The following is a 20,774-nucleotide window of genomic DNA, read 5'->3' as shown; positions in this document are numbered from 1 at the left end:
ATGATTGGGAAACCAACTCCACGAAACTAACCCCACAACGCTTTGCGCAGGAGCGCCTTGAGCTGGGCGGCTTCGGCGTCGTCCAGCGCTGCCAGCACTTCGGATTCCGCATGGCGGGCCGCAATGGCTGCTTGGGCGAGCAGTTCGCTTCCCTTCTGCGTTGCAGTCACTGTCTTGGCCCGGCGGTCCTGATTGCCCGGCGCCCTGACCACGAGTTTCCGCTTTTCCAGTTCATCCACCAAGGCGACGATCTGGCTGGGGTCCAGGCTGAGGAAGTCCGCCAACTCCCGCTGGGTGGGCTCCAGGCCGCTGTTGGCCAGGATCAGCACTGAGTACGACCTCACCTTGAGGTCGAACTCAGCAAGGGCCCGGTTGTTCACGGCCGAGCCGCCGGCGTGGAGCTTGGCCAAAAGGAAACCCACGTCGTGGCTGATCGGGGCGGCGGCCAGGCGGTCCTTCGTGGCGGCCCGTTGCTCGTCCTGCGTCTCGATCGTCATAACAAACTCCAATAATCTTCAAAATCAATCGTTGACATTTTCAACTATGCGTATTTTCATGGATACAGAACAGCATCCCACGCCGAAGGCTTGGATGCACGGGGGTCGAGCAAAGGAGCAGCGATGAGCCTGTCAGGAAAAGTAGCGATTGTCACCGGAAGCGGTCGGGGCCTGGGTCTGGCATACGCCCGGGAACTGGCCCGCCACGGCGCCGCGGTGGTCATCAACGACGTCGACGCCGAGGTGGCCCGCGAAGCGGTCCGGACCATCGAGGCCGACGGCGGCCGGGCAGCCGCCGTCGTCGCTCCCGTAGGCAGCACAGAAGCAGCGAAACAGCTGGTGGAAGCGGCCGTTACGGAATTTGGCCGCCTGGACATCCTTGTCACCAATGCCGGCATCCTGCGGGACAAGAGCCTGCTGAAGATGACAGACGAGGACTTCGACGCCGTCATCAACGTCCACCTCCGCGGCACCTTCACATGCGCCCGCGAGGCCTTCGGCTACTTCAAGGAAAACGGGATCGGCGGCCGCATCATCGCGATCGGCTCCCCGACCGGGCAGCGCGGCAACTTCGGGCAAACAAACTACGCCGCCGCGAAGGCGGGGATCGTAGGCATGGTCCGGACGTGGGCCTTGGAAATGAAGAAGGCGGGCGTCACTGCCAACGCCGTCATCCCCGTGGCCGCAACGGCGATGACCAAGACCATCCCGTACTTCCGCAAGGCGGTGGAGGCGGACGAGCGCGGCGAGGCCATGCCGCACTTCTTCCGCCACGAGCTCGGCTTTGGAACGGCCGACGACGTCTCCGGGCTCATTGCCTTCCTCGCCTCCGACGAAGCGGCCGGAATCACCGGCCAGGCCATCGGCGCCGGCGGGGACCGCCTGCAGCTCTGGACCCACCCCGAAGCCGCCGCCACCGAATACCGTGAGGGCGGTTGGGGTTACCAGGACCTCGTGGACAACTTTGACCTGTTGTTCGGAGACAAGCTCCAAAGCGTGGGCGAGGAATTCCTGCCGCTCCCGGCGGAACTGCAGCCCGAAGCCGCCCCCGTTGCAGAAGCCGCCCCCGTTGCACAGGTACGCTGATATGGCCGCACCCCAGCGCTACGAACTCGGCATCGACGCCGCAAAACTTGACGCGATCGACATGCACGTCCACCTCGAAGTGGACGGCCACGGCCACGAATCCCTGCCACCGGCCCTGACGGAAGCGTCAGCGAAGTACTTCAAGGCCGAGGACCGCACACCCTCGCTGGACCGGATCGCCGAGGTCTACCGCGGACTGAACATGGCCGCCGTCGTCTTCACCGTGGACGCCCGCACGCAACTCAAGCACGAGCCCAACAGCATCCCCGAGCTGATCGCGGGAGCCGCCAGGAACAACGATGTCCTGATCCCGTTCGGCAGCGTGGATCCCCGCACCGGCGCCGAGGCCATCCAGGGCGCCAAGCATCAGGCAATTGACCTGGGCGCCCGCGGCTTCAAGTTCCACCCGAGCCTGCAAGGCTTCGACCCCTCCAACGAACAGTTCTATCCGCTCTGGGAGGCGCTGCAGGAACTGGGCCTTCCGGCCATCTTCCACACCGGGCAGAACGGCATGGGCGCCGGCCTGCCCGGCGGCTACGGCATCAAGCTGGCGTACTCCAACCCGCTCCTGCTCGACGCCGTGGCCGCTGACTTCCCCGGGCTGCAAATCATCATGGCCCACCCTTCGGTGCCTTGGCAGGACGAAGCGAATTCGATCGCCACGCATAAATCCAACGTGTTCATCGACCTCTCCGGCTGGTCCCCCAAGTACTTCCCGGAGTCGCTCGTGAGGGCCTCGAACTCGTATCTGCAGGAGAAGGTGCTCTTCGGTACGGACTTCCCGCTCATCACTCCGCAGAAATGGCTGGGCGCCTTCGCCGAGCTCCCGCTCAAGGACGAGGTCCGCCCCAAGATCCTCAAGGACAACGCGGTGCGCCTGCTCGGGCTGGACGGCTGAGATGAGCGTGGACATCCGCGGGGAGACAGCGGCGGCGGAGCGCCTCTACGGCGTCTGCGACTATTACGACGCCGAGTCCCTCCTCACCGAGGACGAGCGCAGCGTCCTGGACCGCTTACGCGACTTCCTGGACCGCGAAGCGAAACCATTGTTGGCCGACTACTGGGAGCGGGGCGAGTTCCCTGCCGAGCTGGCCCGGCCACTTATTGATCTGGACCTGATGGAACCGGCGGAGCTGACTGTTCACGGTCCCGCCCGGGCCATCTACCAAGGCTTCAGGATCTTCGAACTCGCCCGCACGGATGCTTCACTGGCCACGTGGTACACGGCGCAAGCAGGCCTCTTCCGCACCGCCATCCGGGTGGGCGCCTCGCAGGAACAGCAGCGCAAGTGGATGCCGCGCATCATCGATTTCTCGCTCAAGGGCGTCTTTTCCCTGACGGAACCGGAGTCCGGCTCGGACATCGCCGGCGGACTCTCTACCACGGCCCGCTTTGAAGCAGACCGGGATGGTGGAACCTGGATCCTCAATGGTGCCAAGCGCTGGATCGGAGGCGCCTCGACGGCGGATGTGCTGGCCGTGTTCGCCCGGGATGTCGCGGACGGACAGGTCAAGGCGTTCCTCGTGGACCGCGAGGCAGCCGGGGTGACTTTGGAGAAGATCCACCGGAAAACCTCCTTGCGGATGATGCAGAACGCCCACATCACGCTCGAAGGCGTGCGGGTCCCTGAATCCATGCGCCTGCACAACGTGAACTCCTTCAAGGACGTGGCGGCGATGCTGAAGGCCATGCGCTCCGACGTCGCCTGGATCGCCACCGGCATCCAGGCCGGCGCCTTCGAAGCAGCCCTCCGCTACGTCCGCGAGCGTCAACAGTTCGGCCGCCCTCTGGGTTCCTTCCAACTGGTGCAGGAGAAGCTGGCCCGCATGCTAGGCAACCTCACGGCAAGCTTGTCACTCGTGGTCAGGCTGACCGAACAGCAGGCCCGCGGGATCTACCGCGACCAGGACTCCGCGCTCGCCAAGATGCAGAGCTGCCTGGCCATGCGGGAAACAGTCGCCCTGGCGCGCGAGCTGGCAGGCGGCAACGGAATCACGCTCGAGAGTGACGTTGCCCGGTTCCACGCGGACGCCGAAGCCGTCTATTCCTACGAAGGAACGCACGAAATCAACGCCCTGATCGTCGGGCGCGCACTTACGGGCGAAAGCGCCTTCGCACGCTAGCCCACGCTCCCTTTACCCACCATCATCACAGGAGGCAATCATGCCCAATCTCGTCGTCGACTTCGACAAACTGCTCACCCTCGCCGGAACCGATCTCGGCGTCACCGAATACCGCGAAATCACCCAGGAACAGATCAACAAGTTCGCGGACGCCACCGGGGATGACCAGTGGATCCATGTCGATCCGGAACGCGCCAAGGACGGCCCGTTCGGCGCCCCGATCGCCCACGGCTTCCTCACGCTCTCGCTCATCATCCCGTTCTGGGGCGAGCTGTTCGACGTCGAAGGCGTCACCACCAAGGTGAACTACGGCCTCGACAAGGTCCGTTTCACGTCCCCGGTCAAAGTGGGCGCGCGGATCCGCATGCAGGCCACAATCGCCGAAGTCAGCGAGGTCAAGGGCGGCGCCCAGATCAAAGTGTCCAGCACCATCGAAATCGAAGGCCAGGAACGCCCCGCCGTCGTGGCCGAATTCCTCGCCCGTTTCTACAAATAGCCGCTACAAGGCACTCCCCCGACCCCTGCTTTAAGGAACAACGATGTCCCAAATATCGCAGCTTCAATCCATGGATGTGGCCACCAAACGCAAGGAAGCACGCACCGTCATTGCTTCCAGCTACCTGGGCAGCACCATCGAGTACTACGACTTCCTGCTCTATGCCACAGCCGCAGCCGTGGTCTTCCCCAAGGTCTTCTTCTCGGGAATGGACGACTGGGTGGGCGTCGTGGCCGCCTACGGAACTTTCGCCGCAGGATATGTGGCGCGCCCGCTGGGTGGAGTCATCTTCGGGCACTTCGGCGACAGGCTGGGTCGCAAGGGAATGCTCATTGTCTCCATGTTGGTCATGGGCTTGGCCTCCGCGTTGATCGGTCTGGTCCCCGGCGCCTCCGTGGCCGGTCCGTGGGGCGCCGTGATGCTTGTGGTGCTCCGGGTCTTCCAGGGCATCGCGGTGGGCGGCGAGTGGGGCGGAGCCGCTTTGATGGCGTTGGAGCATTCGGAATCCGGGAAGCGCGGCTTCGCGGCCTCGTTCGTCAATGCCGGCGCGCCCTCGGGTGCCGTGCTGGGCACCCTCATCATGGGCGCCTTCTCGGCGCTGCCAAACTCCCAGTTCCTTGCCTGGGGCTGGCGCGTTCCCTTCCTGCTCTCGTTTGTCTTGCTTGCAGTGGGCATGTTCGTCCGGCTCAAGGTTTCGGAGAGCCCCATCTTCAAAGCCGCCATTGAGCAGGAAAGAGAAGCCCGGAACGCTGACGCCCGCGCAGCCGCTGACAACCGTCCAGGCGCGAAGCCCGTCATCCCGCTCCTCCAGGTGCTGCGCCGGCCCAAGACCTTGATCTTCACGATGCTCGCGGGGGCCGCCGGTTTCGCCCTCCAAGTGGTGCTGGCAACGTTCGCGGTCACCTATGCCGTCTCCAAGGGTGCCGACCGCCAGGGCGTGCTGTACGCCTTCGCAGCTGCTTCTTTCATTTCCATCGCTTTCGTGGTCCTGGGCGGCAGGCTCTCCGACAAGCTGGGCCGCAGGCCCGTGATGATCGGCGGGCTCGTACTCTTCATCGCCTACCTGATCCCGATGTTCCAGCTGTTGTCCTCGAACAACATCTTCCTGGTCTTCGTCGCCTTCACCGTCGGCCTGATGATCCACTCAACGCTCTTCGGGCCACTGGCCGCCTTCGTCTCCGAGCAGTTCGGCACCACTTCCCGCTATACGGGAGCCTCGCTCGGCTACCAGCTCGCGACGCTCCTCGGCGCGGGCTTCACTCCGGGGATCGTGGCCCAGATCTTCAAGGATTCGGGCCAGAACACCGGCTCGGTGGTCTTCTACCTGGCTGCGATGTCCGTCGTCTCCATCATCTTCATCCTGTTGACCCGGGAACCGAAGAACAACGATTTGCAGACCGTCCGGCCTTGAGGCCGGAAAGGGTCTAGCTTGGGAATCAGAAAGGACCGTCATGGAGAATTTTGGCATCGGTTCGTGGCTGCAGCGCCGCCGCCCGAAGTCCGGAAGCAAGGTTGCGCTGATCTCCGGAGACCGCCGACTCAGCTACGAAGAATTTGCGGAACGATCGGACAAGCTCGCCAACGCCCTCAAATCAGGGGGCGTGGCCAAGGGCGACAGGGTGGCCTATCTCGGGGAAAACCATCCCGCTTTCCTGGAAACGCTTTTTGCTTGTGGGCAACTCGGCGCGATCTTCGTGCCCCTCAACACCAGGCTGGCGCCCCCTGAGATCAATTTCCAGCTTGAGGACTGCGGCGCCGTTGCGCTGATCCACTCAGCGAGCTTCAACGGCCTTGCGGCCAGCGGCGCGGAAGGCACCCGCGTGGGCCGGCGCGTCGTCGTCGGCGATTCCCTTATGGGCGACAGTAGCGCGGCTTCCGGAAGCGAAACCCCGACGGCGGCGGAAGACTATGAGGACGTCGTCGCCTCCGGAGCGGCCCGGCATCTGGACGAGGAAGTCGGACTCGATGACGGCGCCATGATCCTTTACACGTCCGGAACCACGGGGCGCCCCAAAGGCGCATTGCTGACCCACGGGAACATCACCTGGAACTGCATCAACGTGATTGTCGACTTCGATTTCTCATCCAGCGATGTAGCGCTCATGATCTCGCCGATGTTCCACGTCGCCTCGCTCGACATGGGAGTGTTGCCTACCCTGCTCAAGGGCGGCACCGTGGTCCTGGAGTCGAGGTTCGATCCCCAACGCACCCTCGAACTCATCGAGCAGCACCGGGCCACCACCATCAGCGGTGTGCCCACCACCTACCAGATGCTGTGCGAGCACCCGGCCTGGCCGACGTCGGACCTTGGCTCCCTCAACAAGCTGACTTGCGGCGGATCGGCAGTTCCCCTGCGCGTCCTCGAAGCGTACGAGGCGCGCGGACTGCACTTCTCCAACGGCTACGGAATGACCGAGACTGCGCCGGGCGCCACCACGCTGCCCGCCGCCATGTCCCGGGAGAAAGCGGGCTCTTCCGGGCTCCCGCACTTCTTCAGCGACGTCCGGATCGCCGACGTCGCAGGCGGCCTTGCCGGGCAGGGCACGGTGGGCGAAATCCAGATCAAGGGTCCCAACGTCATCCACGAATACTGGAACCGGCCCGATGCCACTGCCGAATCGTATGAAGACGGTGGCTGGTTCAAGTCCGGAGACATGGGTTACAAGGACGCTGACGGCTTCCTCTTCGTCTCGGACAGGCTCAAGGACATGATCATTTCGGGAGGCGAGAACATCTATCCAGCCGAGGTGGAACAAGCGATCAGTGAACTCGACGCCGTAGGCAGCGTGGCAGTCATCGGCGTGCCGGATGAGAAGTGGGGAGAGGTGCCACGCGCCGTGGTGGTGCTCCGCGAGGGCGCCGTTTTGACCGAGGACGAACTCAAGGCGCACCTGGCCGGCAGGCTCGCCCGCTATAAAATCCCGAAGACCGTGGTGTTCGTGGACGACATGCCGAGGACGGCCAGCGGAAAGATCCGCAAAAGCGAGCTTCGCCGGAGCACCGTTTCCTGAGGGACCCGTTGGTGGGTTCTTTGAACTGGTTAACAACCGCAACCGACGGACGGAAGGGCGGTCGCGTAGGCGGCCCCGGAAACAAGTAGAGACTACTCAAGACAGCAACCGCCCGCAGTTCTAGCGTTTCGGACAGCGTCCATGCGACAACAGCTGGGCGGATTGCAACGATTGGGCCCGGACCTGCAAGGGGCCGCAGCCAAAAAGCAAGGGGGCTTGCTGAATGGACTACCCACAGTTCAACCACCAGGGTCGGTGCATCGCCTGCGCAAGACATCAGGAGAAAGACTGACACCTTACCGGGCCCGCCTTCCCAACCCCGGCAGACGGGGCGAGGGCCTTTCGCAACACAGTGCCGAACCCAGCCGACGGGCTGAGATTGGGGAGAACGTGGACGGGCAACAATGGATATGGGTCGTAATGGTCCTTGTCGGGGCCGCATTGGTAGCCGTTGTCATGGTCTTTGGACACCAACGCAGGAGGCTGGTTGATCCCAAACGCGCCGCCAAACATCGGGACGGTGAAGCCGGAAGTCCCGCTGACAACGTCGACAACCCGGATGACGAGCCTGCAGCCCGGAGTCCGTACCACTAGGACCGCCCCGAGGTACGCCACCCACACCTACAGGTGGTCGCGGTCGTCACACTCAACGAGGACGACACGAGCTCCTTGGCCCTGGTCGCGCCTTCCACGACTGCACGATCCACCGGGGTCACCACTGGCATTGGCCTGTGCGCACGCGGCGGCTGCCAGAACTTCTTTTCCACCACAACCACAGTCCGGCAGCGCGGGCAGACAATGAGCACGGGGACGAGAAATGGGTGGTTCGGGCAAACCGGGAAACGCTGAAGGGCCACCAGCATCACGCTGGTAGCCCTTCAGGTTGTTATAAAGCTTGGACTTAGGCGGGGACGTCGAACCGCTGGCCTTCGGGCTTGGACGGCAGGATCGTGAAGATGAGCAGGGCCAGTCCACCGAGGAACGGGACGAGGCCGATGAGGATCATCCAGCCGCTGAAGTTTGCATCGTGGAGGCGGCGGACAGTGAGGGCCAGGGACGGGACGATGACGGCCAGGCCCCAGATGACCAGGAGGATGACGCCGACGATCATGCCCGGACCCGGAACCATGGCCCCGGAGTCACTGACGGTCGCGCCCGCGGAGCCGGCGACCGACATGATGATGTTCAGGACGATGCCCACGACGACGGAGATGAGGGTCCACCACCAGTATTCGCTGCGGCTGGCCCTGCCGGTGAAGGTGGCGTACTTCTTGAAGAACCGGCGTGCGGCCTCGCCGATGGGTGCGCCGTAGTACGGGGCCCAAAAGGGGACGGCACTGCCAAACTGGGTGGTCTCTTGCTGCTGGTGCGACAAATGGAACTCCTAAAATAGACGAGCGATGACGCTTCATCGTAGGGGTCCAAGCCATCCATCGAGTTGTACTGCAGATGAAATTTCGGTACGGCGTGTCGGAACTATTGAACACCATCGAACGTTGAGGGCCCTCCCGTGCGCGCCAACGAAGAAAAATCCGACACTTGAGACAGTGGGCACAGGTAGCACGGTCAGGCGGCCGGCTGGATAAGTTCGGGGCCGTTGTTCCGCACGTAGTTGACCTTGTCGCTCACCACACGCGGCACGAGATGCGGCTCGGGCATCGAGTCGAGCAGGGCCCGGACGTCAGCCTCAGAGGTCGTCTCGGGGTCTAGCCAGTCCGAGAACACTTCAGGGGGCACGATCAGCGGGGTTCGGTCATGGATATGGCTTATCTGGGGGTAGCCCAACGGTGAGTCACATGGGCGTGGCGCCCAAAAAGGGCCGTGCCTTCGTTTTATCCTCGGGGTGTGAGCGACGTTGCTCAAGCTTCTGTGATTGGCCGGTTCCGAGCCGAGCGGGCCTTGGCGTCCCCTGAGGGAACGGCATGGATCGTTATCGACGAGGACTGGAACTTGCACGTAGAGGCCTGCGCGTATCTGGCTTCGCTACGGGCTGCGGACCGCTCGCCCAACACGGAACGAGTTTATGCAGGCCGGGTAGCGCTCTTCCTCAACTACTGCGAGCTGGCCGGCGTCGACTGGCATGACCCGGAATTCGCACAGCTGCACGCGTTTCTTCGCTGGCTGGTCACCGAGCCTGTTCAACGGCCGGGCGCTGCAGGTCCAGGGCGGTTGAGGTCAAAGGGCACAGCGAACGCGATCGTGACCACGACCAGTGAGTTCCTTAAATTCGGCGCGAGGCTCGGGTGGGTTGCAGGCCGTGTGCCGGGCCTGCTGTCACAACCGAAGTACCTGCACTTCGTCCCTCCCGGGTTCGATACCGGAGAGCGGGATCAGTTCCGCGGTTCAGGAACGAACCCTAAAGTTTCGCGAGGGCACGGCCGAGCCGCAGTTACTCACGGAGGACGAGATGGCGGCCGTGGTGGCGGCTGCGTCGAACGCTCGCGACCGTTTCCTGATCATCGCCCTGTTGGCCACAGGTATGCGGATCGGCGAGGCGCTCGGGCTGAGGCGTTCAGATGTGCATTTCCTGGCACGCTCGGAGGCGCTGGGCTGCGGGATCCCGGGGCCGCATCTGCACGTGATCAGGCGGCTCAATGAGAATGGTGCATTCGCTAAGTCACGCTATCCGCGAACGATCCCAGTCACCGAACGGCTTGTGCAGGCGTATTCCGACTACTGGTTTGAGCGGGACCGCTTCGGTCACGGGGTCGACAATGATGCGGTCTTCGTGAACTTGTTCCGTGAACCGCGCGGAAGGTCTATGAGCTACTCGAACGCGAAGGAGATGGTCGACCGCTTGGCGCGTGACTGCGGCTTCACTGTTCGACCACATATGTTGCGGCACACTGCGGCGACGAGATGGATCGAGGCCGGAGTCGACCCCGACATCGTGCAGGCACTGCTGGGCCACGTTTCCTTCACGTCAACGGAGCGCTATATCCATGCGTCGAAAAACGGATGCGGGAAGCGGTCGAGACTACTGCCAGCGCTAGGAGGGACACTCCGCGGTGAGCGAATCAACCATCACCAGGTCTGCAATCAACGAGCCCTTCCCAACCCGGCTTCCACTGGTCATTGACCACGAAACGTGGCTGCGATGGCTGGAAGAGCGAATAGACCCCAACTGGCGGCTTGGAGAATGGGACGCGGAAAACTGGTTCTTCGAAGGTGACCCGGAACGCGAAGGCAGCACGGTCACCCTGTGTGCCGTCCAACAATGCGGAACGAAGCTCGAAGACGAGACTCTTTGCACGGTGTGTTGGAAGGCCTGGCTGGGCTCGGGTCTGACGATGGAAGTCTTCACGACAGAGTATTCGCCAGCGCGTAAGAAGATCCGCCCCGGGACAGAAGCCGACGGATGCCTGGTCAGACGCGGTGCAGTTTCATGTGCCCGGCGGGCGATCTGTCGAGGTCTTTGCCGCAGCCACTACAGCCTGTTGCGCCTCCACCAGGCCCGGGACAGTTCTCTTAGCCTCGAGGCCTGGCTTTCCGCGGGGCAGGAACCATATCCTGCCGATCAGCGCAGGTGCTCGGTGCCCCTGTGCGATCAGCAGCCGGATCTGGGCGATGGGCTGTGCCGCTATCACCACGGGCTCTACCGGCGAGAAGGACACGAAACATCCGCCCCGGAGTGGGCTGCCACGGCCCACCCACACCTAACCGCTGGTCAGTTCTCGATGCTCCCGCTACAGCCTCTCGTCCGCGCGGAGTTGCTATACGCGCTCCAACGCCGCGACGCATCAGGCGGCCGAATCGTGCCGAAAATGCTGCGGAGGCTGATCAGGGAGATTAAGCGTCATGAGCACCTGGTTGGTCTGGGACCCGCCCAGCTCTGCCCTAGCAGCGGTAGCAGCAAAGACCTGGACAGCCACCGACGCGACATCATCCACTGGCTGCAGGTCGGCTACGAGGAGATGACCGGCGCCGACCCCACCCGTCGCCTGGTCTGGGACTTCCGCGCCCTCGACCTGCGCGGGAGCACCCGGTCCACGCACCGCCGAACCCATGGCGGCAGGGCCGATTTCACTGTAATCAGCCAAGCCTGGCTGAGGGACCTCGCCATGGAAAAATGCCGCACCTTCACGACTAGCACCAAAATCCTCGAACTCCTCACCGCCGTGGAGGTGGCATCACGGGCACTTGAAGCCACCGCAGACGGCGCCACCACATCAAGGACCTCGGCCCACAGCACCTGGATGCCATCACCCAGGCCTTCCGGAACTGGACCCACCCTGACGGGAAATCGCGCAGCACCACCCGCCGCTATGTCGGACTCGAAGCAGTGTTCGCCCTAGTGGACTTCGGCCGCCGCTCCCGCAAGTTGGAAGGTGTCACCGACGCCTTCTTGCGGGACCCCGAGGCCCTCGCCTCCAACTGGACCCACCGGCACGGGAGGAAGTCGGCAAAGCCATTCCAGAGGCTGTCATCACCCAGCTCGATCGGAACCTGGCCCAGTTGGAATGCTATGCCAAATACCCCGATATGGCCGAGGACCATCAGCGCCTTATGATCCGCACCCTGTATATCGTCTTGCGTGACACCGGACGCCGGCCACGAGAAGTCTGCGCACTCCGCACCGACTGTGTTGAGTTCGACGCCGACGGACCCGTACTGATCTGGGACAACACCAAGGCCGGCCGGAGCCGACGCCACCTGCCAATCCCTTCAGAGACCGCCGAATCCATCGCCGTGTGGCGTGCCGTCAGAGACACACTAGTCACCGGCGATCCCCGCGACGGCTACCTCTTCCCCTCCGGAACTCCCGACCGAATCGACCCTTACTTCCGGCCGGCAAGCCTTGCCCGGTCGCTGAAAATCTGGGTGGATGCGATACCGGATCTGCTCAGCGACGCCACCGATGCCCGCGGTAACCGCATCCCCTTCGACCGGTTGAAGGTCTATCCCTATGCGTTCCGCCACTCGTACGCCCAGCGTCACGCCGACGCCGGGGTACCAGTCGATGTCTTGTGCGAGCTGATGGACCACCAGAGCATCTCGACTACCCAGGGCTACTACCGGGTGAACCAAAGACGGAAGCGCGAAGCCATTCGGACCCTGAGCATGCACGTCACAGACCGCCACGGTCACCCCGCGCCGACCGCATCGAGCACAGCTTATGAAATGCGCTCGGTGGCAGCCCCGTTCGGCAACTGCATCGAGCCGTCCAACGTCAAAGCCGGCGGAGGAAGCTGCCCCATCCGGTTCCAATGCTCAGGCTGCGGCTTTTACCGCCCGGACCCGTCCTACCTGCCCGTAATCGAGGACCACATCCGCTCGCTCAAGGCTGACCGTGAGACAGCAGCCGCCATGGACGTCGACACCTACGTGCTGCGCAACCTCGATGACCAGATCGACAGCTACCGGCTGGTCCTGAGCGCCATGAAGGATCACCTGAACGCCCTTCCAGACGAGGAGCAACAGGAGGTCGAGCAGGCCGGCATTCTGCTCCGCCGCCTACGCGCCGGAAGCGGCGGCCGCACACAGCTACCCCTCACCGTCAAAACCCGGGCCCAGACCCCATGACTACGGACACGACGGGGAAACCTGCGCCCAGAACACCCGCCCAAGTGCTCCTGGAATCCCGGCAGAAAGAAAGCCGCGAAAAACGGGCCGCTGTTACACGGGAACTCGACGCAATGCTCGAAGACGGCGATCCCATCACCTTCGTCAAAGTCGCACGCAGAGCCAACGTCTCCACGTGGCTCGTCTACTCGTCCGGCACACGAGAACAGGTCCAAGAGGCCATCACCAAGCAACGTAAGCCCGAAACGGTCACCAGCCATCCGGCAGGAATCGAGTCTCTCCGAACCGACCTGGCACTGGCTCGTCAGGAGATCACCGTCCTTCGCCGTGAACGCGAGGACCTGCGGGGAAAGCTCAGGCAGGCTCTCGGCCGACAACTAAACAACCTCAGCACTGCCCCTCTGGTCGACCGTCTCAACCGCCTCGCCGGCGAGCTGGCGGAGACCCGCGCATCAAATATTGAACTAAACCTTCAGGTCGCGGCCCTACAGGACGACCTCACCGCGGCCCGAACCGGCCTCCGGCGCATGATCCGAGAGCGAAACACTGACACCCTCGGATAGCGTTTGACCCCAGCAGACCGTGAAGAGTGGCAATAAGGCGTTCCGCCGCGTTTCTGCGTCTGCCGATTGCCTCGAAACCCCAAAATCTTGAGACCATCTGGCGTGTAGCGTTTAGCGCACCTTCACCGGGCATTTTTGCGGGCGGGGTATACGGGACACCTCAAACTCCGCCCCCGCAAAGCTGCACGTCAAAGCAGGGTTGTCGCATTTAGGGACCGGCTTACGGGCGCCTGTTCTTGGTAACCGAGCGGCGAGCCGGAACGGCGCCGGATTGCAAGAGACCGGATAATGGCCGAATGATGGCTTTCCTCAGATTTCTCGCCGGTGTTGTTGTCATTTTCAGGAGTCGCCTGCACTGAATGTCAGAAGTTCCCTGCACGCGAACCTATGGGACTTTGTGGTGTAATCCCGGTTGGATTTGGGAGCTCCTGATGGGACTCCCGTCCCTGCCGCGCGCCTCTTCCGCCCACGACATGGGCGCGGTGATCGCGGGAGCAGCACGGAGGTCCATATACGTTGGGCGTACGTGATCACCCGGACCTGGCCTGAGGGATATGCAAGATGACTTTTACACTCGAACATACCCGGGAGGGCGTCGACCTGGTGGTGACCGGCGATTGGTCGCAGGACGCCCAGGCCTGCTTGATGGACGGACACGCCGATGGGCTCGTGCTCAACTACGCTAGGGGCTTCCGAGAGAGGGACATCGCGTTCGTGCGCGGGCTTCCCGTGCGGCGCCTCAATATCCTTGCACGGACACTGACCGACTTGTCGCCGGTGTATGCGCTAGCCGATCACCTTGTGTCATTGAGCATCGACTCCCATCCCAGTGCCACAATCGACCTCGAACGACTGCCCCTGCTACGGGGCTTGGCGGCGGATTGGCACCAAGTCCAAGGCTCGATCCGGTTTGCTCCACGTCTCGAACGGCTGTATCTCGGCCACTACTCGGAATCAGACCTCGGGCCGTTGGCGTCATTGGCGTCCCTGGCCTGCGTGGTCATGAACGACTACCCGCGGGTGCGCTCCCTTGACGGGATGGAGGACATGCCCTGGCTGGCGGAGCTCGGCGTCCACGTCGCCAAGAACCTGGAGGACATCACCGCGCTTTCGCGTTCCTCATCGCCGATTCTGGAGACATTGCAGCTCTCTTCCTGCCGGAAGGTCGTGGACCTCGTCCCCGTCGCCTCGTGCCCGTCGCTTCGATTCTTCGAGTTCAGCGATTGCGGTGACGTTTCAACCGTGGCTCCGCTCGCTGGCCTCAACCGCTTGGAGCAACTGTATTTGTACGGGACGACCAAGATTATCGACGGCGACCTACGCCCGATCGCGCAACTGCCCCGCCTGGACGACTTCAGGATCCAAAGCCGCCGAAGCTATTCGCCCTCTGTCAAAGAAATACAGGAGGTAATCGCACGCCGCGGAGGACACGAAGACTAGTTAGGTTCGGGACCTTTCGGGACTGCCCCCGGTCTTGTGACGCCAACACCTAACGCGCTAGATGCCGCAGCGTCCGCTGAGGGATCCCCTTACGGGACACCCGGACTGTCGCGTAAGCCCATAGCCGACTCCAGACCACGAGCACGTACCTTATGTGACTCAGGCCTTCTGGCTATAGTTTCTCAGTCCCAGAGGCCTTTACCCCTAGATAATATGGCCGAGCGCGTCTGAGGCCACCGTCGTGATGATCGTGGCCGTCCGCAACCACTTCTCAGGGTGACCGTCCGGAAGGTCCGGATCCGGCCAATTCTCAAACAGCGCCGCGAATGCCAGGATCTGATCGTCTGGGTCGTGCAGGTAGGTCGGAATCTTCCCGCCGCCGGGCTTCTTCTCCCACTCGTAATAGCCGTCACCAGCGAGCAACCCGCGCCGGGCTGAAGCCGCCTTCCGGAAAGAGGGCTTTTCAGTGACGGTTTCCATCCTGGCGTTGATCAGTCGCGCACCGCCCTTTGGATCCTTCGCCCACGACGGCACGAGCCCCCAGCGCGCCGTGACCAGCTTCCTCGTCACCGGCTCGCCTTCCCCGGAGCTACGGTCCAGGATCAATGGGACCGCGTCAGTCGGTGCCACATTGTAAGAAGGCTGCAGGTCGTCGACGTAGGACTCATGGACGTCGAAGGCGGCCATCAGATCGGCCGTTGATTTTGAGACTACGTAGCGTCCGCACATGAGCTCATCATGCCGCAGCCGGTTGGTCCTGTCAGGCCCGGGTCAGTCGGCCTTGCGGATCGCGATCATGCGGCTACCCTCGGGTGCCTTCGCTCGGGCCGCTGCCTGGGCTTCCTCATAGGTCGCGGCAGTCTCTGAAAATAGCATTGGATTCTTCTCCACAACGGAATCAGGGCACCGAAGAGACCGCAGGACGGTTACTTTGCAAAATTTGAACCGTTGAACAATGATTCCGTCACCGCGCTCCTACACGAAGAAGGCGCTTGGAAGAACGCCGACCAATGGATCAACCTTGTTGCCTATGTAGCATCGAGGATTACGCGGAACTGACCGCGAGCTGAACTCTGCAGACGAGTTTGCGCCGCGATTCTGCCGTGGTTGTAGGAGGCGGTGCTCGCTACGAGAAGCAACTCGCTTGGCAGAACGGTGGTTGGAAGATCTCGATTCCACCCACGACGATCGACGGCGAGTTGACTCTCAAACTCAACGGAATGTCTTGGATTGGGGCGCGAGTAGAGTGTTATGCGGCCGGCCGCAGCCACTTGAAAACGCTGCAAAATATCACCTCAGCGTCGCAGATGAGGTTAAGAACCTGGCCCTGGCGAACCACTGTGTCTACCCCATCCTGGGGAGCACACTTGATGAATGCATGGCGGATGAAATGTTGTTGCTCAGACTCTTGGGAGGCATCCGGGTGCGGGAAGCTTCAGACGATCCAACAAGCCTTTGGATCTAGACCAGATGGCCGCATTGCCGCTGGCCAGGTCCGGCTAATGTTGAGAGCAGCCGGTGTGGCACCGGCCCGCGGAAGTTGCCTGATGTGGCGGTGCGAAGGCCCGGAAGCGCGGAAACGCAAGCTCAGACCCGGTCCGGTGAAGACCGTGATGGATGTATCCGCGCAGCGCCGGGCCGGGGCTCGCGCGTCTGCCTTTGATGAATGAATGTCGGGAGCCGGATTTGGATTTTCTGTTGGCGGTGAGGATCGTCGACGGTCCGGTCGTCGTGATAGTTTTCGTGCTCGCGTGCGCCGGGCTGGGGTTTCTATGCTTCCGCCGCGTGCACCGCTGGGCCGTCGTCGCGGCCGGGGCGGCCTCGGTCGGGGTCCTGGGTGGCGCCATGGGGTTGTGGCTGATAGAAGGGGTGTTCAATGTTTTCGGCACCTCTCTGGGATGGCAGACGAGGGTCTGGATCCTGGCCCTGTCGACGGCGGTGGGGCTGGCTGGCGCGAATTGGTGGAAATCCGCGCCCCGGCGAAAAATCGCGGCCGCCGGTGCATCCCTGGTTTTCCTGCTAGCGGCCGGACTGGGTGTCAACGCCCATTACGGCTTCCACTCCACTGTGGCCTCCCTGGCAGGGATTTCCCTGGTCAAGCCAATCAATCTCCAACCCCAGCCCACCGCTCCGGCACTCCAGCGGCCACGCGGCGCCGGTGCCGACGATGTGGGAGCCCACTGGGCGCCGCCGCCCGGGATGCCGGAGACCGGGACCACCGGAACCCAGGTGATCCCGAGCCCTGCATCGGGATTCTCCTCCCGGCCGGCCGGGATCTACCTTCCGCCGGCCGCTCTGGTCCCAGATCCACCCTCACTGCCGCTGGTTGTTCTCATGATGGGGCAGCCGGGAAACCCGGACCCGCAGTTCGTGGCTGCCGTGCTGGACAAGTACGCCGCTGAGCACCGGGGGCTGGCTCCCATCGTCATTGTCGCGGACCAGCTCGGTAACCCCCTGGTCGACAGCCTCTGCCTCGACACCCCGGTGTACGGGAATGTGGAGACCTTCATCAACAAGGACGTTCTGGTCTGGGCCACCACCCACCTCAACGTGATCAATGACCCCCGCTACCGGACCATCGCCGGGTACTCCAACGGTGGCCAATGCGCGATTTCCTTCGCGGCCAAATACCCCCAGCTCTGGGGCAACGTCTTGGACATCTCAGGGGAGGAATACCCCGGCGCTGAACACCCAGACACTACCCTCAGGGAGATTTTCGGAGGGAACCAGATCGCCTACGACCGGCAAAAGCCCGTCAACATCTTGCATGGACACCACTACCCGGACACGACGGCAATTTTGACCGTCTCCAACGATGACCCTGTCTATGTTGACGCGGCAAGGAAAGTCGATGATGCCGCCACCTCGGCCGGGATGGCCGTGACCTACATTGAAATTCCCAATGCCGGCCACGTGATCGGCGCCTTGAATGGGGGTCTGCATGAAGGCTTCCGTGTCCTCTACCCTCGTCTCGGCCTGACCCAGACCGCACGAGCTACCCAGAAGTAGACAACGGCCAGATCCAACGGTGTTGACGGCCTCCCTGCCTGGACGCACCCGGCCTTCTGCCGAAATTCGGCCGCCCCTCGCCCTCAAGGCGCTGTGCCGGGCTCACCGGGTGCAGGTGGCGATGACATGGTGGCCGGGGCTTGCTGGGGAAAGGCCCCGCACTCTCGCGGCAAGAGCGTGGACAAACGAGAAACCACGGTAGGAGCGTCATGTGGATGGGGCGATGTTGGGGCTGACGGCTAAGACCCGATGGCGCCTGTCAGCGCGGTCTCAACGTTTGCGGCGGCCCGGAAGCGAGCATCCGGGTCAAGTGTCCGTCCGTCTCGGTGACAAAGCTGAAAGAGCCATCCGGCGCTTCGATGGTGCAGGTAAGTTCAACCCGGATATTCTACGGAAGGCAGTAACCTACAGGCCGTACGAGCGGGGCGGTGATTCGGTTCGAAGCGCGAGGCCTCCGCGCGTTCGCTTCCATATCTAACCCCGATCATTTTCTCGCCAACAAAATCGGGGTTCGCGCCAACAGGCAAAAAGAAAACCCCTAGATCACAAGGATCTAGGGGCCATCTTAAGTGGAGATGGGGGGAATTGAACCCCCGTCCGATGTCGTGTTGTCAGGGCTTCTCCGGGCGCAGTTCGCGTCGGATTTTCTCGGCCCCAGCTATCCTGCGAACAAGTAGCTGATCCGGGCCCAGTCATCTAAGAGTCCCGCTTGCCTCGATGACGAAGGCAAGCAGCAGTGGCTATCTAAATGACGCCAGGATCCGGGGCAATAGCAACCTCGGGCTGACGGACTGTCTTACTGCTTAGGCAGCAAGAGCGAAGTCAGTGCGCTTAGAATTGGCACTTATTGGTTTGCAGACAGCGTTTACGAGATAATTCTGCATCCTCGGCCCGCTTCACCTGTCGCGACTAACATCGTCGAAACCGATCATCCCCGTATTTTGTTATCAATCCCGGCACGACCGCCCGATAGCGACCGTCCAAAAAACCTGCCGGGTTAATCATCATAACGCATCGCGGCACCCGAACATTCCGGGACACGCCTTGGCTGCCGACCCACTTGGCGGCGCCTTCCGCGCAAGTCAGCGACGGTTGCGCTCGCGCAGTTCACGCAGTGATTCGCGCTTGTCCTGCTGCTCGCGCAAGGTCTGCCTCTTGTCGTAGTCCTTCTTGCCTCGGGCCAGAGCAATCTCGACCTTGGCCCGTCCGTCCAGGAAGTACAGCTGGAGCGGGACGACGGTCAGTCCGGTCTCGCGGATCTTGCCGGAGATTTTGTTCAGTTCCTCGCGGTGAAGCAACAGCTTCCGACGCCGGCGCGCGGCATGGTTGGTCCAGCTCCCCTGGTTGTACTCAGGGATATGGATGCCCTCCATCCACAACTCGTCATTGTAGAAAGTACAGAAGCCATCCACCATGGAGGCGTGGCCTTCCCGCAGGGACTTTACTTCGGTTCCCATGAGGGCAATGCCAGCCTCATAGGTATCCAATATGTGGTAGTTATGCCGGGCCTTGCGATTGGTGGCCACTACCTTACGGCCACTTTCCTTGGGCACGGTAGAACTCCTTGGTTGTCGAAGAATCACACTAGTCTACGCCAGCAGAACCCTGCCGTGTGGGCTACAAAAGGTTCATCGGGTCAACAGCCTGCCCATTCACCCAGGTTTCAAAATGCACGTGGCAACCGGTCGAGTTACCCGTGGTACCCGAATATGCGATGAGCTGGCCTTGGCTCACCTGCTGTCCGGAAGAAACCACCACGCTGGTGTTGTGGTAGTAAACCGTGGTCAGGGAATCGCCGTTGATGACTCCGTGCGATATCTTGACACGGTTGCCACCGCCATCGTTGCCCCAGCCCGCTGAAAAGACGGTGCCGGCAGCAGCTGCGTATACGGGCGTTCCACAGGGGGCACCGAAATCGATGCCCGTGTGCATGTAGCCGCCCTGGCCGTAGAAATCGATGGTTCCAGGCGGCGTCGCACGCCAACCGAAGCCCGAGGTGATCGGGATGTTCGCAGGTACGGGGTGGATCAGGCCGAAGTTGGAGCGCGGATTGCTCGCCGGCGGGACAAAAGGCTGCGGTGCTGCCTGGTTTTGCGCCTGGGCGGCGGCCGCAGCTGCTGCGGCGAGCCGCTGCTGTTCGGCCAACCATGCTTCGCGCAGTTTGCGGTCGCGCTCTGAGATTTCCGCAGCAACGGCGTCCTGATTCGCCTTCACTTGTTGGAGCTGGGCTTGGATCCCGGGCTTGGCTGCTTGAAGCTGGCTGTTGAGACGGGTGGTGTCGGAGATGAGCTTGTCCACCTCAGCCTTCTTGGCAGCGGCGTCATCGCGGGCCGCCTTCTCACGCTCAAGTGCCGCGTCCGCTTTCGCCTTGAGATCGCGGATTTCCTGTTCGACGGCGGTGAGCCGGGCTTGGGAGTTCACGTTCGTGGCGCTCTGCTGCGTCAACTTGGTCATCGTGGCGTTCTGGCTCCGCATCGCCTGGTTGGCGAGGTCCATGGTTTCCGTGAGGTTGCCGCCGTCGTTCGCTCCGAACAACAAGGCAACATTCGTGGGAACGCCACCGGATTTATATGCCTGAGCCGCGATCTGGCCGATGAGCTTCTTGGTGTCGGTGATCTTTTGCTTGTCGTTTTCCAGCTGCTGGGTGATCTGGGCTTTGCTTTGCTGGGCCAGATCCACCCGGGCTGCCAGGGCATCCGCTTCCTTTACCGCTGTGGCAACCTTGCCCTGGGCTTCGAGAAGTGCCTGTTGCGCTCCCGGAAGCTGTCCTTGGTAGACCACCAGGTCGCCGGCCGCCTTGGCGATGTTGGCGTCAACGAATTCCAACGACTGCTGGACCCGCGCCGATTCCGCGTTGAGGGCGGCCTGCTGGTCATCGAGGTTGTCAGCGTGTGCCACGGGCGCGGTGCCAAGGCTCGCGGCGAGTGCAATGGCCAGCACGGAGCCGGTAACCTTCGCCCGGCCACTAACCATGCGAAGCTGCAGGATGGCCTGATGCTTCCGGGGCATCGGCTGTCTTGTTCGCT

Annotated in this window: 20 protein-coding genes and 1 other RNA gene; 13 read left to right on the top strand and 8 right to left on the bottom strand. The window is 62.6% G+C overall.

From position 1 onward, the window contains the following. Positions 1-26: 26 nt before the first annotated feature. Complete coding sequence (locus AB0O52_RS03520; RefSeq protein ID WP_364533392.1) at positions 27-497, bottom strand: MarR family transcriptional regulator; 471 nt, start codon at positions 495-497, stop codon at positions 27-29. 123 nt (positions 498-620) lie between these two features. On the opposite strand from AB0O52_RS03520, the gene AB0O52_RS03515 reads away from it, so the two are divergent. The 7 genes from AB0O52_RS03515 (at position 621) to AB0O52_RS03485 (ending at position 7,807) form a co-directional block, all read left to right on the top strand. After that, positions 621-1,583: an SDR family oxidoreductase gene (locus tag AB0O52_RS03515; protein ID WP_364533389.1), complete on the top strand. Its 963-nt coding sequence runs from the start codon at positions 621-623 to the stop codon at positions 1,581-1,583. 1 nt (position 1,584) lies between these two features. Next, the gene (locus AB0O52_RS03510; protein ID WP_364533386.1) at positions 1,585-2,481 is read left to right on the top strand and encodes an amidohydrolase family protein; all 897 of its coding nucleotides are present in this window, start codon (positions 1,585-1,587) and stop codon (positions 2,479-2,481) included. A gap of 1 nt (position 2,482) precedes the next feature. Beyond that, the gene (locus tag AB0O52_RS03505; RefSeq protein ID WP_364533383.1) at positions 2,483-3,706 is read left to right on the top strand and encodes an acyl-CoA dehydrogenase family protein; all 1,224 of its coding nucleotides are present in this window, start codon (positions 2,483-2,485) and stop codon (positions 3,704-3,706) included. A 40-nt stretch (positions 3,707-3,746) separates the two neighbouring features. Further along, positions 3,747-4,202 carry a MaoC family dehydratase gene (locus tag AB0O52_RS03500; RefSeq protein WP_364533380.1) on the top strand — a complete coding sequence of 152 codons (456 nt, stop codon included), beginning with the start codon at positions 3,747-3,749 and terminating at the stop codon, positions 4,200-4,202. Between the two features lie 43 nt (positions 4,203-4,245). Further along, complete coding sequence (locus tag AB0O52_RS03495) at positions 4,246-5,613, top strand: MFS transporter (RefSeq protein WP_364533377.1); 1,368 nt, start codon at positions 4,246-4,248, stop codon at positions 5,611-5,613. A 40-nt stretch (positions 5,614-5,653) separates the two neighbouring features. Next, the gene (gene menE / locus AB0O52_RS03490; protein ID WP_364533374.1) at positions 5,654-7,213 is read left to right on the top strand and encodes an o-succinylbenzoate--CoA ligase; all 1,560 of its coding nucleotides are present in this window, start codon (positions 5,654-5,656) and stop codon (positions 7,211-7,213) included. Between the two features lie 420 nt (positions 7,214-7,633). Beyond that, a complete protein-coding gene (locus tag AB0O52_RS03485) occupies positions 7,634-7,807 on the top strand; it encodes a hypothetical protein (RefSeq protein ID WP_364533371.1) in 174 nt (57 codons plus the stop codon). Positions 7,808-8,114: 307 nt separating this feature from the next. On the opposite strand, the gene AB0O52_RS03480 is transcribed toward AB0O52_RS03485, so the two are convergent. After that, a complete protein-coding gene (locus tag AB0O52_RS03480) occupies positions 8,115-8,588 on the bottom strand; it encodes a DUF805 domain-containing protein (protein WP_364533368.1) in 474 nt (157 codons plus the stop codon). 191 nt (positions 8,589-8,779) lie between these two features. Next, positions 8,780-9,169 (bottom strand): SOS response-associated peptidase family protein, encoded by a 390-nt coding sequence (locus tag AB0O52_RS03475; RefSeq protein WP_364533366.1) that lies wholly within the window; start codon positions 9,167-9,169, stop codon positions 8,780-8,782. 256 nt (positions 9,170-9,425) lie between these two features. On the opposite strand from AB0O52_RS03475, the gene AB0O52_RS03470 reads away from it, so the two are divergent. Beyond that, positions 9,426-10,292 (top strand): tyrosine-type recombinase/integrase, encoded by an 867-nt coding sequence (locus tag AB0O52_RS03470; RefSeq protein ID WP_364533363.1) that lies wholly within the window; start codon positions 9,426-9,428, stop codon positions 10,290-10,292. Between the two features lie 304 nt (positions 10,293-10,596). Here the strand turns inward: AB0O52_RS03470 and AB0O52_RS03465 are convergent, their stop codons facing one another. Further along, a complete protein-coding gene (locus AB0O52_RS03465; RefSeq protein WP_364533360.1) occupies positions 10,597-10,827 on the bottom strand; it encodes a hypothetical protein in 231 nt (76 codons plus the stop codon). 150 nt (positions 10,828-10,977) lie between these two features. Between AB0O52_RS03465 and AB0O52_RS03460 the strand changes: the two genes are divergently transcribed. The 4 genes from AB0O52_RS03460 to AB0O52_RS03445 all read left to right on the top strand — a co-directional run bounded on the left by AB0O52_RS03460 (position 10,978) and on the right by AB0O52_RS03445 (position 14,739). After that, the gene (locus AB0O52_RS03460; protein ID WP_364533357.1) at positions 10,978-11,508 is read left to right on the top strand and encodes a hypothetical protein; all 531 of its coding nucleotides are present in this window, start codon (positions 10,978-10,980) and stop codon (positions 11,506-11,508) included. 211 nt (positions 11,509-11,719) lie between these two features. Continuing rightward, positions 11,720-12,736 (top strand): site-specific integrase, encoded by a 1,017-nt coding sequence (locus tag AB0O52_RS03455; RefSeq protein WP_364533354.1) that lies wholly within the window; start codon positions 11,720-11,722, stop codon positions 12,734-12,736. Beyond that, positions 12,733-13,299 carry a DUF6262 family protein gene (locus AB0O52_RS03450; RefSeq protein ID WP_364533351.1) on the top strand — a complete coding sequence of 189 codons (567 nt, stop codon included), beginning with the start codon at positions 12,733-12,735 and terminating at the stop codon, positions 13,297-13,299. The genes AB0O52_RS03455 and AB0O52_RS03450 overlap by 4 nt, the downstream gene beginning before the upstream one ends. 561 nt (positions 13,300-13,860) lie before the next feature. Next, positions 13,861-14,739: a hypothetical protein gene (locus AB0O52_RS03445; protein WP_364533348.1), complete on the top strand. Its 879-nt coding sequence runs from the start codon at positions 13,861-13,863 to the stop codon at positions 14,737-14,739. Between the two features lie 204 nt (positions 14,740-14,943). Here the strand turns inward: AB0O52_RS03445 and AB0O52_RS03440 are convergent, their stop codons facing one another. Further along, positions 14,944-15,468, bottom strand: coding sequence for an SOS response-associated peptidase (locus AB0O52_RS03440; protein ID WP_364533345.1), 525 nt, complete (start codon positions 15,466-15,468; stop codon positions 14,944-14,946). Between the two features lie 957 nt (positions 15,469-16,425). On the opposite strand from AB0O52_RS03440, the gene AB0O52_RS03435 reads away from it, so the two are divergent. Next, positions 16,426-17,748, top strand: coding sequence for an alpha/beta hydrolase-fold protein (locus AB0O52_RS03435; protein ID WP_364533342.1), 1,323 nt, complete (start codon positions 16,426-16,428; stop codon positions 17,746-17,748). Between the two features lie 567 nt (positions 17,749-18,315). Here AB0O52_RS03435 and ssrA read toward each other — a convergent pair. From ssrA to AB0O52_RS03420, 3 genes are all read right to left on the bottom strand, one after another. Then, positions 18,316-18,684: a transfer-messenger RNA gene (gene ssrA, locus AB0O52_RS03430) on the bottom strand. A 146-nt stretch (positions 18,685-18,830) separates the two neighbouring features. Next, on the bottom strand, positions 18,831-19,301 hold the full coding sequence (gene smpB / locus AB0O52_RS03425; RefSeq protein ID WP_364533339.1) for an SsrA-binding protein SmpB: 471 nt from the start codon (positions 19,299-19,301) through the stop codon (positions 18,831-18,833). A 64-nt stretch (positions 19,302-19,365) separates the two neighbouring features. Further along, entirely contained in the window at positions 19,366-20,721 is a 1,356-nt protein-coding gene (locus tag AB0O52_RS03420; RefSeq protein ID WP_364533807.1) for a peptidoglycan DD-metalloendopeptidase family protein, read from the bottom strand. Positions 20,722-20,774: the final 53 nt, after the last annotated feature.

Origin of the sequence: Arthrobacter sp. NPDC080073 (genome assembly GCF_040686575.1) — a bacterium.
Classification (GTDB): Bacteria; Actinomycetota; Actinomycetes; order Actinomycetales; family Micrococcaceae; genus Arthrobacter.
The sequence above is the reverse complement of the archived record's forward strand: the minus strand, read 5'-3'. Positions and strand labels throughout refer to the sequence as shown.

Coding starts and splice junctions, on each gene's coding strand:
- AB0O52_RS03445 (WP_364533348.1), top strand. CDS start 13,861: ATGACTTTTACACTCGAACATACCCGGGAGGGCGTCGACCTGGTGGTG.
- AB0O52_RS03485 (WP_364533371.1), top strand. CDS start 7,634: ATGGTCCTTGTCGGGGCCGCATTGGTAGCCGTTGTCATGGTCTTTGGA.
- AB0O52_RS03520 (WP_364533392.1), bottom strand. CDS start 497: ATGACGATCGAGACGCAGGACGAGCAACGGGCCGCCACGAAGGACCGC.
- AB0O52_RS03420 (WP_364533807.1), bottom strand. CDS start 20,721: ATGGTTAGTGGCCGGGCGAAGGTTACCGGCTCCGTGCTGGCCATTGCA.
- AB0O52_RS03515 (WP_364533389.1), top strand. CDS start 621: ATGAGCCTGTCAGGAAAAGTAGCGATTGTCACCGGAAGCGGTCGGGGC.
- AB0O52_RS03450 (WP_364533351.1), top strand. CDS start 12,733: ATGACTACGGACACGACGGGGAAACCTGCGCCCAGAACACCCGCCCAA.
- menE (WP_364533374.1), top strand. CDS start 5,654: ATGGAGAATTTTGGCATCGGTTCGTGGCTGCAGCGCCGCCGCCCGAAG.
- AB0O52_RS03455 (WP_364533354.1), top strand. CDS start 11,720: ATGATCCGCACCCTGTATATCGTCTTGCGTGACACCGGACGCCGGCCA.
- AB0O52_RS03495 (WP_364533377.1), top strand. CDS start 4,246: ATGTCCCAAATATCGCAGCTTCAATCCATGGATGTGGCCACCAAACGC.
- AB0O52_RS03500 (WP_364533380.1), top strand. CDS start 3,747: ATGCCCAATCTCGTCGTCGACTTCGACAAACTGCTCACCCTCGCCGGA.
- AB0O52_RS03440 (WP_364533345.1), bottom strand. CDS start 15,468: ATGTGCGGACGCTACGTAGTCTCAAAATCAACGGCCGATCTGATGGCC.
- AB0O52_RS03460 (WP_364533357.1), top strand. CDS start 10,978: ATGCTGCGGAGGCTGATCAGGGAGATTAAGCGTCATGAGCACCTGGTT.
- AB0O52_RS03510 (WP_364533386.1), top strand. CDS start 1,585: ATGGCCGCACCCCAGCGCTACGAACTCGGCATCGACGCCGCAAAACTT.
- AB0O52_RS03505 (WP_364533383.1), top strand. CDS start 2,483: ATGAGCGTGGACATCCGCGGGGAGACAGCGGCGGCGGAGCGCCTCTAC.